We start from the raw sequence: 15020 nt of genomic DNA on the forward strand, positions 1-15020 counted from the left end.
CTATAAAGAGAAATTATTATGGATTACTAATCTCCTTGCGGGACATGAATTGTAATACCGGCCGGCTTTGAGGCCCGGAAGCTAAACAGGCTTCATAGATGATATCCGCAACTGACATTGTTTGAAGCTGGTAATACACTTTTAACGGCGCATAATTATGTTTTATAATTTGCGCCGTTTGTATAGCAGAAAAGTTCGTCCTATAAGATAAATAATAAACTTATCGGAGATTGCTTTCCAAATTTCTATAAAAAGCGGTGCCTTTTCCGCCGTGCATATAAATTTATTTTATATAAGTATCGCTGACCAATGCATCCCGGATTACTTCCGTAGGGATAATAAACGCTACCAGTCCCATGCTTCCGGGTGCCACTTCATATTCGTCAAAGGAAATAACGAGTTTTCCGTCTTCATTAATGTAGAAATTCTGATCCGGTTTGATTTGATCGAAACCCGAATTAGAATCATCTCCTTCCATAAAGTATATAACCCTTTCCTCTTCGTTCATTTTCTCCCTCATCTGGGTTTTAATATTATCACTGATGAGACCGATATAACTGTCATCCTTAAAAAGACTGGGAAGGGTGATCATTACCTGGTTTTTTAAATCAATATTATCAAACTGAACCGATTCGGAGCCGGAAGCGGCTATTTCAGTTTTGATACTTTCAATAACCAATAATTCCTCCGTACGGACTTTGACCTTATAATTGGTATAGAGTGCCAAATTCCCAGGGCTTACATCACTGCCCACCGTATCCATGAAATCCTTATAAAGCTTCGTATTTACTTCCAGATACTTTGAGTTAAGGGAATTTTCCAGTGAGCTGTTCCCTAACCCGGTTATTTCCGGTACTTTCACTTCCGCCTCACAAATCCCGTATGAGAGGTGTTCCTTCGCAGTATTCATTGTTTTATGGCATTTTCCAACATAATATGTTATATTTATATAGAATTCATTATGAATATGATGGAAGATCAATTTATAATGAATTATGATATAAGAATAGTATGGATAGTCTCGCAAGGTACATGCGGGCTATTATAAGAATAGCAAAGGCAGTTGTTCTTTACAGTTTATGCCCAAAAAGTATAAAAAGTATGGGTGTTAGTAGGAAGTTTCTTTATTAGGAACCGTTAAGGAGTTACTTATGGAAGAATTATTAAAAATACCGCAGCAGTTTTTCCGGCTGTTTTATTCCAGAAACCGATACATTTATATGGAATCACTTATGATCCTATATGATGAATATTTATATAATGATTATTTTATAACGAAAGAAACCTGTATACAGCTTATTGCGGAGCACTTTTCCGACCGTATAGTAGACATTACTGCAGACGATGAAGAAGGGGAGCAACAAGAAGCTTATGAACCCATGGCAACGAAGATTTTAAACCGGCTGATCCGGTTTTCCTGGCTTAAGAAGGTGGAGGATTACAGTTCTTTTAAAACAAATATAGTAATTCTGGATTATGCATCATTATTTATTGAAGTTTTTAAGAAATTAAGCAATCCGGATCAAAATGATACGGATCTTTACATACAGAATGTTTATACCAACATCTTTTCTTTTTATCATGATAATAAAGTCGGAATGGAGATATTAAGTACAGCCATGGTCAATATCACCAGACTGAACCGGTCCCTTCAGGATATGCTCCACAATATGGACCAGTTTTTCAGTTCTTTATTGGAAAAGAAAAATTATGAAGAACTTTTAAAAGAACATTTGGATATTTACGTTGAAACCATAGTAAATAAAAAATACAGCCTCTTAAAGACAAGTGATAATTTTTATATCTATAAAAATGATATAAAAAAAATTCTTCGTTCCCTCCAGGAAGATGAAAGCCGGCTTTCTTTATTAAAGCAGAAGATGGCGGCGGAAGGGAATAAGGCGGAGGAGGTTGAAAGTGAATTCCTGGATCTGATTTACCAGATTGAACGGGGAATTATTAACATGGAGAACCGGATTTCCCATATTGACTCGGAACACAGTAAATATGTACGTGCTACCGTAAGCCGGCTGGAATATCTCTTAAGCAGTGATGACAGTGTAAAAGGAAATGTGGTTGCTCTGTTAAACAAACTTGGCAGTGATAAAAGGGATGAACTGATAAACAAAGTGGCTAAGGTGATACGTATTAATGACCTGACCGTAACTTCGGCCGATTCCCTCTATAAAAAAAGGGGAAAGCGCAAGGTGTTTGAAGAAACTGTAGAAACAGAAGAGGAAACGGAAGAAGAGTTATCCAAAGAAGATATCCTGCGCATGAATAAGAATAAAAACCGTTACAGCAAAACCCAGATCGAGCAATTTGTCTTTAACCGTATGGAAAACGGAATCTACCGGACAAAGGAGCACCCCATTGATTCTGAAGAGGAGTTTGAGCTTCTGATTTTGGCTTATGATTACAGCCTGAGAAGAAACAGCCCCTTTCGGGTGGTAAAAGGAAAAGGGGATAAAATATCCGGTAAAAAATTTACCTATCCGGATTTAGTATTTGAAAGGAATAATCATGTTACCTTATTACAATGAATTATTAGATGAAGAAAAAGATATGCTGACAGAGGTGATAAAGACTTTATTTAACCAGACCTTCCTGTTGGAGAGTAAATTTGATAAAAAATCAGGGCGTTATATGCCAAGCAAATTGTACCGTGCCTGTGAACGGCACCTGGACTTTTTAAAAGAATATTTTAAGGTGGCTGATATTGATATTATTGAGAACAGGCAGTATGGGATTATATTTTTGAAAACCCAGAGCGTACAGGGTGACAAATTAAGCAGGTTAACTACGGTATTTTTACTGCTGTTTAAACTGATTTATGATGAACAGATGAATACGGTTTCAAACTCCATTCATGTCTATACAACTTTAAATGAAATCTTTGATAAGATACAGTTATTCCGCTTGTGGAATAACAAAACCATTTCCCCTACGGAAGTACGCAAAACCATAACGGCCTTAAAAAAATACCAGGTTATTGAAATCCTGGAGGATATGGGAGAAATGGAAGGGGATTCCAGATTTATCCTGTACCCCACGGTTAACCTGTTATTTGAGGGAGGGGCTATCCAGGCCATAATTGAACAATACCAAGAAGAGGATATGGAGGAAACAGAGGATGAACAGATATCAATCACTGACCAGGATGTGTTTGAATAACTGGCATTATATCAATGAGAAGCTGCTGACCTTTCATGATGATATTAATTTCTTTACAGGGCACTCCGGCAGCGGGAAATCCACCGTCCTGGATGCCCTTCAGATAGTATTATATGCCGACAGCAACGGCCGGAATTTCTTTAATAAGGCTGCCAAGGAGGATTCCGACCGGACTCTGATGGAATACTTAAGGGGCATGAAAGTAGTTCAGGAGAATAATGAAGCCAGCTATTTAAGAAACAAGAATTTCTCTTCCACCATTGTGCTGGAATTTAAAGATACGGAAACTATGAATTATCAGAGTATCGGGATTGTTTTTGATGTGGATATACAGGCAAATGATATAAACCATATGTTCTTCCGCCATAAAGGAGAATTGGAGCCGGGACTTTACAGGCAGGATGAAAGGACTTTATCCATCAATGAATTAAAAGAGCTTATGAAAATAAATTATGAGGCAGAAGATTATTATTTTTCCAGGACCAATGAGAAATTCCGTAATGAACTTTATGGAAGTTATTTCGGAGGACTCCATCCCAAACATTTTCCAAGCCTCTTTAAGAGAGCAATTCCCTTTAAAATGGATATAAAGCTGGAAGAGTTTGTGAAGAATTATATCTGTACGGAAAATGATATCCGTATCGAAGATATGCAGGATAGTGTAGCCCAGTATACCAGGTTAAAAAGAAGGCTGGAGGATACGAAAAATGAAATAGCCCTGCTGGCCGAGATTGAAGAACAATTTATTCAGTATAATACTTTTTTGGAGCAGACCCTGCAATACCAGTACAATATGGATAAATATGATATACAAACCATAGAATCAAAACTTAAGGTTTTCATGGATAAGCAGACGGAATACACAAAGGATACCGCTTTGCTTGAGCATACGGTAAAATCCCTGGAAGAGCAGTTAAAAGGACTCAGGGACCAAAGGGACCAGGTTATGATATCTATTGAAAACAGCGGATATGACCATTTGGAGCGGGAGCTTGTCTCTTTAAACCAGATGTTGGAACTCCTTTATGGAAATAAAAGCAAATATGATAAGATTGCCCACCGGTTAAAGGAATGGCTTGATACCAACGTAATCGAGCCGTCTGCAAAGTTAAGTATAGAACGCTTTATCAGTTATGAGGCTGACCGTAAGGATATGGAGCGTATTCAGTCTGCCGTAAAAGAGACCAGAGAAGAAATTCAAAAGGATAAAGACCAGTGGTCCGCCGAACTGCTGGAATTAAAAAAGCAATTAGGGGAAATTACGGAGCAGACCGGGATATTAAGCAAGGGACAGAAGGCTTATCCGCCCTATCTGTTTAAGGCAAAGGAGTTTATTGCAAAAGAACTGGAACAGCATTTTAGAAAACCTGTAAGTGTGGATATTCTGGCGGATTTAATTGAGGTTGGCAATGAAAACTGGCTGAATGCGGTGGAAGGATATATGGGTAATAATAAATTAGCCATAGTGGTTCCTCCCGAATATGCCGGGAAGGCCATGGAAATATATAAAGATTTAGATAAGAAGCAGTTCTATAAGGTATCGGTATTGGATACGGAAAAAGTTTTAAAGGAAATAAAACCCGCTCTTAAGAACTCCCTGGCAGAAGAAGTGGAAACAGACTTTGATTATGTCAGGGCTTATGTGGATTTCCTGATGGGTTCCGTTATAAAATGTGTAGATATGAAAGAACTCAGGGAAAACAAAAGTGGTATTACACCGGATTGTATGTTGTACCAGGGTTATAAACTACAGCATATAAATCCCCGAGGTTACACGGAATATGCTTATATCGGGCAGAGTGCTGTGGAGAGAAGATTAGTACAGTTAGAGTTGAAAGCATTTACTATCCGGTCTGCCATGGAGCCTTTAAATGAGCAGTTAAAGGACGCAAATCTTTTGTTAAGTTATGAAACCCTTCCAGAGGACGCGGAAAGTTATGAAAAACTTATAAAAGAAATTCAAACGATTCCGGATAAGGAAAAACAAAAAAAGGAATATGCAGACAGAATAAAGGAATTAAAAGAAAGAAAACTGGATGAATGGCTTACGGAGAAACAAAAACTGGAGGGTGCGATTGCCAGCATAAATAAAGAGAAAGATACCGGTATGGTGAATCTCAGTACCAAAAACCATGAAGTGGAAAACATGAAAAGACAGATACTTGAATTTAGTGAAGAACTTCTGCAAAAGCAGAAAGTATTTACGGAAGATGAAAGACGGGAAAAGAGCTTTAACCGGTTCATGGAAGAATTTGCCGGCAGAAGGTCAGAGCAGCTTAAGGGAATTTTATTTAATAAGATGCAGGGGAGCAGAGGAAAAGCAGAGGAAGAGTATGAAGCCTTATTAAATAAAAGGGAGAACTATCTTAAGTCATATGCCTATCGGGGATTTTCTCTTACCGCTAAAGATAATAAAGAATACAGCCAGTTACTTAATAATCTAAGGAGCGATAAGCTGACAGAATTTACGGAAAAAGCCAATGAGCAGGCCAAGGTAGCCATATATCACTTTAAAACGGACTTTATCTATAAAATCCGGGATGCCATCAAGGAAGTGATGCAGCAAAAAGAGGATTTAAACCGGATACTGGCCCAGCTGGACTTTGGCAAGGATAAATATAAATTCATCATTACCAAGAATAGGGGGGAGGAAGGCAGATTTTATGATATGTTTATGGATGAGGACCTGGAAATCAATCCGTACCAGCTGAATGGACAGGTTGAGAACCAGATGAACCTCTTTGCCATGCATCATGAAAAGAATTATGGGGAGTTAATTAATGAACTGATTGGTTTATTTATGCCTCCGGAAGACAGTGATATAAAAGCTCTTGAGGAAGCAAGGGCAAATATGGAACGTTATGCGGATTACCGTACCTATTTATCTTTTGATATGGAGCAGCTGGTGGAAGGAATGCCGCCTATGCGCTTAAGCCGCATGCTTACCAAAAATTCCGGCGGGGAGGGGCAGAACCCGTTATATGTTGCCCTCCTTGCCAGTTTTGCCCAGATCTACCGGATAAATTTAAAACCTACGGTAAGGCGGAGACCCACACCAAGGCTGGTTGTGTTGGATGAAGCCTTTTCCAAAATGGATGGGGAGAAAGTAGGAAGCTGTATCGGATTAATCCGGAAGCTGGGCTTTCAAGCCATCATCAGTGCAACTAACGATAAAATACAAAACTATGTAGACAATGTAGATAAAACCTTTGTATTTGCCAATCCCAATAAAAACCGTATCTCCATCCAGGAGTTTGAGAGAAAGGAGTTTGATGAACTGCTTACCGTGGAAGGAGGAGAGGAAGATGATACTGTGTGATTTTTTGATAGATCAATATGAAAGAAAGACGAAATGGAATAACATTACGGAAGGAAATGCAAGCTTTCGTATTGAGGAAAAATATTATAAGTACCTTGATAAAACTTCATTCCTGAATCAGGCGAAAGAGCTTGAAAGTAAAAAGCTCCTCAAGATTAAATGGGTCAGCGGATATTATAATGAAGATATAGAAAAGTTAAAATATCCTTTAACCAGTATGAAAGATTTTTACCGTATTGCAAATCGTAAACCGAAGTATGAAGAAATTATGGAAAAAAAGCAGGAAATCATTGATTTATTACAGAAAGTTAAAACTTCCTGGATAAGGGAATATCTTGAAAAAGAAGTCCTTAAAAACCTTATTGATGAGAAGTATTTAAAAAAGTACAAAGTGAATGAAGCAAAAGACAAGAAAAACACATTACTATATCAGTGCTTACTTGGACTTGACCAGCTAGATTCCCCAATTTTCAAGCGAGTATTCAGTAAGCGGTACTTAAAAAATTCAAAACTCTTCGAAAAGCAGCTTCAATCGGTTGTCCTCCGTATTGCCAGAAAGTACCACGATGGGGTAGAAGAGGGCATGGAGAATTCCGATGTTTTGTTTCAGCTATATATTGAGGAATATTCCCAGGAGCTGCATATAAAGGGAAGTTTACTGATAAAAGCTGACGGTATAACTCTGGATACAGGAGAATATCATTATGGAACCGTATTAAACAGTCTGACTTTAAAAAACGCTGTAATACTGAAAAACCAGAAAATAAATAAGATACTCACTATAGAGAATAAGGCAAATTATATGGCGGAGCCATACGAAGCGGGAACTCTAGTTATTTTCACTCACGGTTACTTTACACCTCTTGAAAGGGATTTTTTATGCTGCCTTAAGGAAAGCCTGGAAGATAAGCCAGTTACTTATCTTCACAGCGGAGATCTGGATTACGGAGGAGTTCGGATTTTTCAATATATTAAAAGCAGAATATTTCCAGATTTAAAACCTTATAAAATGGATATAGAGACATATAATCGGTATATTTCCTGTGGGGAAGCAATAGAAGAAAGAACTCTGAAAAAGTTAAAAAAGTGCAGGGAACCAATACTGCAGGATGTAATTGACCGTATTATTGAAACCGGACTGGTTATTGAACAGGAAGCTTATTTATAAAAGTATGTTTCAAATGCAATCGGTAATGCGGAATGGAATTCCTTTTGAAATTAAAAGAGTGGAAGATCCTTTCTACAACGATTATAACCAAGAGTGATTAAGTAAATCCATAGGAAAAACAGTTTTTTTTAAGTACTCCCTGGGGGACATCCCCACGTTTTTTTTAAATATACGGCTGAAATAAAGAGGGTTATCGTATCCTACAAATTCAGCGGTTTCGGTGATATTAAACGTACCGTTTTTTAATAATTCCTTTGCTTTATTTATTCGGATATCGGAAAGATATTGTCCGGGTGTGGTTCCAGTGTGTTTTTTAAAGCTGCGGATAAACCAGCAGCAGCTTATATTACACTTATGGGCATATTCTTCTATGGATATTTTATTTCTGTATTCCTTATGAAAATATTCGATTGCCTGTTCAATCAGTTCATTTTTGCCGCTTTCTTTGGATTCCTCCGCGATCTGTCTGGAAAGCAGTAATAATAATTCATCAAAATATACATTAATCAGTGAAAAGAAGTTCGTCCGTTTTAACTGTAATTCACGGATTATCTTATCAAAGATCCTTTTACATTCTTCTCCTGAATTAACATGAAAAAGATGATGAGGATATAGTCCATACTTTTTAAGTAATTCCGTAATTTCAAGACCTGAAAAATGAATCCAGTACAAATCAGGATGATCTTCCAGACAGTAAGAATAATGCTGTTGTTCACCGGGATAATATAATACGAAAGACTCAGCGGGAACATGTACCATTTCGCCCTGAATTAAAAAATTGGCAGAACCGTGTGAAACATAAAGCAGTTGGTAATCCTGTCTGCCAAAGGGGCGCTGGGTCTCAAATTTATTCAAACTGATTAATTTGTAATGGCCGCAGCTGTTTACGGAATTATTATTTTGTGTATCTACTATTTCTTCATCATATTCATTTAAATATCCGGATATGTTTAACATTGTAACTCCTTTTTTGGGTATTTTCCAATCAGGATTAAGAAATCTCCCGTAAATTACTGTTTAATTTATTATTTGAAAGCTATAAATAATAGAAATTGCTTTTTTCTGTATCTCTATCAGTATGAATGAAATTCGGTGAAAAGTAAAGAGACTTTGTATCATTTTGTATATGTTTTGGATAATATCCTTTATATGCTTTTTTATGGAGATATATTATAATTTACATAGGTTAATTGTGCTGCATAAAGCCAGATTCTACAATGCGAAGGTTAAGTGCTGCAAAGAAAACTAACAGCTATCCCAGGCACAAGATAAAAACCGTAAGATTTTGCGGTAGCTCAAAAGTTGATAATGAAAAAGGAGACGCATATGGAGTTAACAAAGTATTATGAAGATCCAAAAACACTTCATTTGGGAACCATGCCATACCGGGCCTATTATATTCCCTTTGAAGCAGACAAGCCGGCTAATGAAATTTTAGAAACTGCAAGAGAAGATTCTAAGAAAGTTACCATGTTAAGCGGGGACTGGAAATTCCACTATTATAATAACCGCTTTGATGTTGATGAAAAATTTATTGAGACGGAATTTGAAGCAGAGAATTTTGACACCATTCCGGTACCCAGCTGCTGGCAGATTCTTGGGTTTGACAGGAACCAGTATACCAACATTAATTATCCTTTTCCCTATGATCCGCCTTATATGCCCGATGAGAATCCATGCGGTGCTTACATAAAAAAATTTCAGATGACAAAAGACCAGGTAGATAAGAAAAACTTCTTAAATTTTGAAGGGGTGGATTCCTGTTTTTATGTTTGGGTAAATGGTAATTTCACAGGTTACAGCCAGATTTCCCACTCTACCAGCGAATTTGATATTTCCGATTTTTTAAAGTCAGGGGAAAATACCCTGGCGGTACTGGTATTAAAATGGTGTGACGGAAGTTATCTGGAAGATCAGGATAAATTCCGCTTTTCCGGTATTTTCCGGGATGTGTACATCGTAACCCGTTCTAAGGAACATATCCGGGATTTCTTTGCAAAGTCAGAGGTTTCTTCTGATTGTAAAAAAGCTAAAATACTTGTAGATATCGAATATTTTAATAACCCGATACCAACAACCTGTCTCCTTTTGGATGCTGATGATAAAACAGGAATCTTCAGTGAAGACGGTAAGAAATTATTAGGCCAGGCGAAAGGTAATTCATTAGAAACCAAGCAGGTTTCAGGAGGCCATATTGAATTTGAAATAGAAGAGCCAAAGTTATGGAATGCGGAGAATCCGGTACTCTATACCCTTATTTTAAAAACAGAGGAAGAAACCATAGTACAGCGAGTTGCCTTAAGAAGAGTGGAAATCATCGATCAGGTTATTTACGTCAATAAAGTTGCCATTAAGATCAAAGGGGTAAACCGTCATGACAGCGATCCGTATACCGGTGCTTCCATCAATCAGAAGCAGGTATTAAAAGATTTCGCTTTAATGAAACAACATAATGTAAATGGTATCCGTACCAGCCATTATCCGAATTCTCCCTGGTTTTTACAGATGTGTGATGAAATCGGGTTTTATGTAATTTCCGAATCTGATATTGAATCCCATGGTTCTGCGGCAGTTTATAACGGCAGTCATCTTACTACTTATGGCAATCTTGCACAGATGGATATCTTCTATGATGCAATTTGTGACCGTATCGAAAGTAATGTGAGACGGAATAAGAACTGCGGCAGTATCATTTTCTGGTCACTTGGCAATGAATCCGGCTATAGTAAAGCGTTTGAAGATGCTGCCAGGTGGATAAAATCCTATGACAATACCCGCCTTACCCATTATGAGAGCAGTATTTATGAAACGGGCGGTCATAAAAATGATACCTCCATGCTGGATGTTTACAGTAAAATGTATGATTCCCTGGAAAAGGTGGATGAATACCTGAATAATAAGGAAAATAAGAAACCTTATATCTTATGTGAGTTTATTCATGCCATGGGAAATGGCCCCGGAGATATCGAAGATTATTTTGAAAAAATATATAACGATAACCGTTTTATAGGAGGTTTTGTCTGGGAATGGTGCGACCATGCGGTTTACATGGGTAAGACCGCAGAGGGTAAAGACAAATTCTTTTATGGCGGTGATTTTGGAGAATACCCTCATGACGGTAACTTCTGTGTGGACGGTCTTGTATTCCCTGACCGCAGGGTTGGGAACGGATTACTGGAATATAAGAATGTAATCCGTCCGGTAAGAGCATCCATTGAAGATTTGTCTTCCGGTAAGATATACTTTGAAAACAAACTGGATTTTACCAATCTTAAGGACTTTTTATTTGTTTCTTATGATGTGGTATGCAATGGAAATACCGTAGAAAGCGGTATAATGGAAGAACTTGATATTCCTGCCCATTCCGGTAAAACCGTTCAAGTAAACTTTACCAGACCGGAAGGTGGTATCAGTTATTTAAATCTGCATTATATTTTAAAGGAAGACAGACCTTTCTTAACCAAAGGCCATGAGTTAGGATTTGACCAGCTTCTGATTCAAGAAGGCAGATACAAGGCGGATAAAAACAATGCGGATTCCGTTATGTTCGCAGGAAAGGAAATTCAAGTTGCGGAAGACGAAAGAGCAGTCATCTTAACCGGTTCAAATTTCCGGTATGTTTATAATAAGCTGACAGGAACTTTTACTTCCCTGGTCAATAATCAGGTTTCTTATCTGGAAAAACCGATGGAATTTAATATTTTCCGTGCTCCTACGGATAATGACCGTAATATTAGAGTGGAATGGGAGAAAGCCGGTTATGACAAAATGACCGTAAGAGTATATAATACTAGTATCACCACCGGTGATGAAGCCAGGATAACTTCCAGTCTTGCAATCGCAGCCATTCAGATGCAGCATATTATTGATATTGAAGTAACATGGAGCATTAAGAAAGACGGAAGTATTGCAGCAAAAGTGAATGCGGTCTGTAATACGGAAATGCCTTATCTGCCAAGGTTCGGACTGCGTATGTTTATGCCGAAAGCTTTCAGTAAGGTTCAATATTTCGGTTTTGGCCCTTATGAAAGTTACATTGATAAGCATAGATGCACTTATATTGGTACATTTGAGCAGAATGTATCCGATATGTATGAAGATTATATAAAACCACAGGAGAATTCCAGTCATTATGGCTGTCAGTACCTGAGTATAAGTGACGAACAGGAGCATTTATTGGAAGTGACCGGAGAAGAAGATTTCAGCTTTAACGTTTCGGAATATACCCAGGAAGAGTTAGCCGTGAAGAAGCATAATTTTGAACTCCAGAAGTCCGGTTACACCGTAGTGTGTCTGGATTATAAGAACAGTGGTATCGGCTCTAACAGCTGCGGTCCCGAATTAATTAAGAAGTACCGCCTGGAGGAAGAAAAAATTGCTTTTGAGTGGACACTTTCATTTCCGGCCAGTAACTGATTTACAGTAATAATAAGGTATAATTTTTCATATAAAAGTTTTAGAATTTAAGGCAATTATTGGAGGCAGATTTAATCTTTTTGTATTCTAAGATTAAATCTGCTTTCGGTAATTGCCGTAGTTTTTATCTTTCCGGTGTTCACCTTTGTAAATAAAGTGGATTAAGCTATAAAGTATATTGATAATATGGGTAATGTTCCGGGCGGTCTTTAATATAGAACAATTGATGCAAAATTATATTTATAAATGAAACAAAAAATCATTACAATAGGATGATTCTTTTTTTACAATGTGTTATAGTATTCTTAGGACAAAATTAACCAATGGCCAGGTAATTTCCAAACCATATCGTTTTTTTGAATATCCGATACAATTAATACGAATTACACGGCTTTCGTTGCCCTCCTGGCAAGATTCAGCTCTGAAATTCGTATTAGTTGTATGGTATATAGATAAAATAACGGTGTTTCGCAAATACCTGAAAAAGCAAATTATGTGAGGTAAAAATACAATGCCATATAAAGATATCCAACATTTTATGAGATATTTAGATGAAAAAAATCAGTTAAAACGGATTAAAGCAGAGGTTAGTCCTATCCTTGAAATTACGGAAATAGCGGACAGGGTGGTGAAAAAAAGAGGACCTGCGTTACTATTTGAAAATGTAAAAGGTTCACCTTATCCCCTTTTAATTAACACATTTGGCTCATATAAGCGGATGAGCATGGCAATCGGTGCAAGTAAGCTGGATGATATCGGTAAAGATATTCAGGATCTGATTGACTTTTCCAATTACCGGACCATGTTAGACAAGGTAAAATCCATACCAAGATTAGCCAGGCTGTTAACCGTATTCCCAGTTAAAGTAAAGAAGGCACCCTGTCAGGAAGTAATTGAGGAGCCGGACTTAAGTAAACTTCCTATCTTAAAGTGCTGGCCGGACGATGGGGGACGGTTTATCACACTTCCTTTAGTTTTTACCAAAGACCCGGAGACCGGGCAGCAGAATATAGGAATGTACCGGCTGCAGGTTTACGATAAAAATACTACGGGAATGCATTGGCATCTTCATAAAGACGGGCGTGAAATCTATGACAAATATAAGAAACTGGGCGGAAAAATGCCGGTAACCGTGGTAATCGGCTGTGACCCGGCTACTATTTACGCATCTACGGCTCCGCTTCCGAAAATGATTGATGAAATCATGTTCGCCGGATATTTAAGAAGAATGCCCGTACCAATCGTGAAATCCGTTACCAACGATATCTATATACCGGCAAACAGTGAATTTGTTTTAGAGGGATATGTGGATACGGAGGAATTGAGGATGGAAGGCCCTTTTGGGGATCATACCGGTTATTATTCTGAAAAAGACATGTATCCGGTATTTCACATTACTAAAATGACCAGAAAAGAAAAACCTGTGTTTATGGCAACTATTGTTGGCAGGCCGCCCATGGAAGACTGCTTTATGGGAAAAGCAACGGAACGGTTATTCTTACCCTTACTGAAAATGATTGCACCGGAAATCGTGGATATTAACTTTCCTCTGGAGGGGGTATTCCATAACTGCGTGATCGTATCCATTCATAAAAAGTACCCTGCCCATGCAAAAAAGGTACTGAATACCTTATGGGGCAGCGGCCAGATGATGTATACCAAATTAATTATTGTGGTAGATGAGGAAGTGAATCCTCATGATATTTCGGCAGTAGCCTGGAAAGTATTTAATAATATTGATGCTAAGAGGGATCTGATCATTTCGGAGGGGCCGCTGGATGCTTTGGATCATTCTTCACCACTGCATCTTATCGGTAACCGTCTGGGGATTGACGCAACGAAAAAATGGGCGTCCGAAGGATATGAGAGGGAATGGCCCGATGATATTGTCATGTCGGATAAGATTAAGGAAAAAGTAGATAAGAGGTGGAAGGAATATGGTATTTGATAAATTAAAAAAGTATGGGGAACTGGTTATGTTCTCCCACACCGTTTTTTCTCTGCCATTTGGTCTGATTGCCATGTTATGGGCGGCAAACGGAATACCGGAACTGCGGGTGTTTTTCTGGATTCTGGCAGCCTTATTCGGAGCAAGAAACGGTGCCAATGCATTTAACCGTATTGCAGACCGTTTTATTGATGGGAGAAATGATCGTACCAAGGACAGGCACCTTTCCACCGGACAGGTAAAATTATACGAAGCTGTTATCATAACGGTTTTATGCTTTGTATTAATGGCAGTCGCGGCTTATATGCTAAACCTGACCTGTTTGATACTGCTTCCTTTTGCCATTGCTTTATTTATTTTTTATTCTTATTCCAAAAGGTTAACCTGGTTATGCCATTTTATACTGGGAACCGCCTGCGGAGGAGCACCCGTTGGAGCCTGGATTGCTGTTACGGGCGGGATTACCTTTATGCCGCTTTTCCTTGGTGCCGCTGTTTGTTTCTGGGTAGCAGGATTTGATATCCTTTATGCAACGCAGGATATTGATTTTGACAGAAAAGAAGGACTTCACTCCGTACCGGCACGGTTTGGATTAACAAATGCCTTATGGATAGCAAGGGCTTCCCATACGATGTGTATTCTGTGCCTTCTTGCTATTTTTGTACTTATGCCGAGAGGAATCTTTTTTCTAATCGGAATTATAGTGTCCATCCTGTTACTTTGCATTGAACATTACAATGTAATTCCGGAGAATAAAGATAAGATGATTTTTGCTTCCTACCACATCAATCAGGTTTTAAGTATTGTATTTTTTATTTTTGCCATGCTGGATTTCTGGTTTGATAAGTTTATACAAATATGAGGGTTTATTACATACATACATATATAGGTAATTGCAATACTATAGGAAACATCCCGCTAATGCAGAGTGTAGATGTGCAAATTGACGAATGTTAATTATTTGTATGGCTTTTGAAACCTAATCCTGTTCATAG

9 protein-coding genes are annotated in these 15020 nt (G+C 38.1%); 7 read left to right on the top strand and 2 right to left on the bottom strand.

What is annotated here, in order from left to right; translation table 11 throughout:
* Positions 1–283: 283 nt before the first annotated feature.
* The gene (locus Ana3638_RS10270; RefSeq protein WP_161837934.1) at positions 284–862 is read right to left on the bottom strand and encodes an RsiV family protein; all 579 of its coding nucleotides are present in this window, start codon (positions 860–862) and stop codon (positions 284–286) included.
* Between the two features lie 289 nt (positions 863–1151).
* Between Ana3638_RS10270 and Ana3638_RS10275 the strand changes: the two genes are divergently transcribed.
* From Ana3638_RS10275 to Ana3638_RS10290, 4 genes are read left to right on the top strand one after another with little or no spacing between them, the layout of a single operon-like run.
* Positions 1152–2543: a Wadjet anti-phage system protein JetA family protein gene (locus Ana3638_RS10275; protein ID WP_161837935.1), complete on the top strand. Its 1392-nt coding sequence runs from the start codon at positions 1152–1154 to the stop codon at positions 2541–2543.
* Positions 2524–3174 (top strand): DUF4194 domain-containing protein, encoded by a 651-nt coding sequence (locus tag Ana3638_RS10280; protein WP_161837936.1) that lies wholly within the window; start codon positions 2524–2526, stop codon positions 3172–3174. Before Ana3638_RS10275 ends, Ana3638_RS10280 begins: the two co-directional genes overlap by 20 nt.
* Positions 3134–6493, top strand: coding sequence for an ATP-binding protein (locus tag Ana3638_RS10285; protein WP_161837937.1), 3360 nt, complete (start codon positions 3134–3136; stop codon positions 6491–6493). The genes Ana3638_RS10280 and Ana3638_RS10285 overlap by 41 nt, the downstream gene beginning before the upstream one ends.
* Positions 6480–7661, top strand: a complete 1182-nt coding sequence (locus Ana3638_RS10290; protein ID WP_161837938.1) for a Wadjet anti-phage system protein JetD domain-containing protein — start codon at positions 6480–6482, stop codon at positions 7659–7661. Before Ana3638_RS10285 ends, Ana3638_RS10290 begins: the two co-directional genes overlap by 14 nt.
* 81 nt (positions 7662–7742) lie before the next feature.
* Here Ana3638_RS10290 and Ana3638_RS10295 read toward each other — a convergent pair whose 3' ends face one another.
* The gene (locus tag Ana3638_RS10295; RefSeq protein ID WP_161837939.1) at positions 7743–8618 is read right to left on the bottom strand and encodes a helix-turn-helix domain-containing protein; all 876 of its coding nucleotides are present in this window, start codon (positions 8616–8618) and stop codon (positions 7743–7745) included.
* A gap of 369 nt (positions 8619–8987) precedes the next feature.
* Between Ana3638_RS10295 and Ana3638_RS10300 the strand changes: the two genes are divergently transcribed.
* From Ana3638_RS10300 to Ana3638_RS10310, 3 genes are all read left to right on the top strand, one after another.
* Complete coding sequence (locus tag Ana3638_RS10300) at positions 8988–12077, top strand: glycoside hydrolase family 2 TIM barrel-domain containing protein (protein ID WP_161837940.1); 3090 nt, start codon at positions 8988–8990, stop codon at positions 12075–12077.
* A gap of 511 nt (positions 12078–12588) precedes the next feature.
* A complete protein-coding gene (locus Ana3638_RS10305) occupies positions 12589–14025 on the top strand; it encodes a menaquinone biosynthesis decarboxylase (RefSeq protein WP_161837941.1) in 1437 nt (478 codons plus the stop codon).
* A complete protein-coding gene (locus tag Ana3638_RS10310) occupies positions 14015–14887 on the top strand; it encodes a UbiA-like polyprenyltransferase (RefSeq protein WP_161837942.1) in 873 nt (290 codons plus the stop codon). Before Ana3638_RS10305 ends, Ana3638_RS10310 begins: the two co-directional genes overlap by 11 nt.
* Positions 14888–15020: the final 133 nt, after the last annotated feature.

Origin of the sequence: Anaerocolumna sedimenticola (assembly GCF_009931695.1) — a bacterium.
GTDB lineage: Bacteria > Bacillota > Clostridia > Lachnospirales > Lachnospiraceae > Anaerocolumna > Anaerocolumna sedimenticola.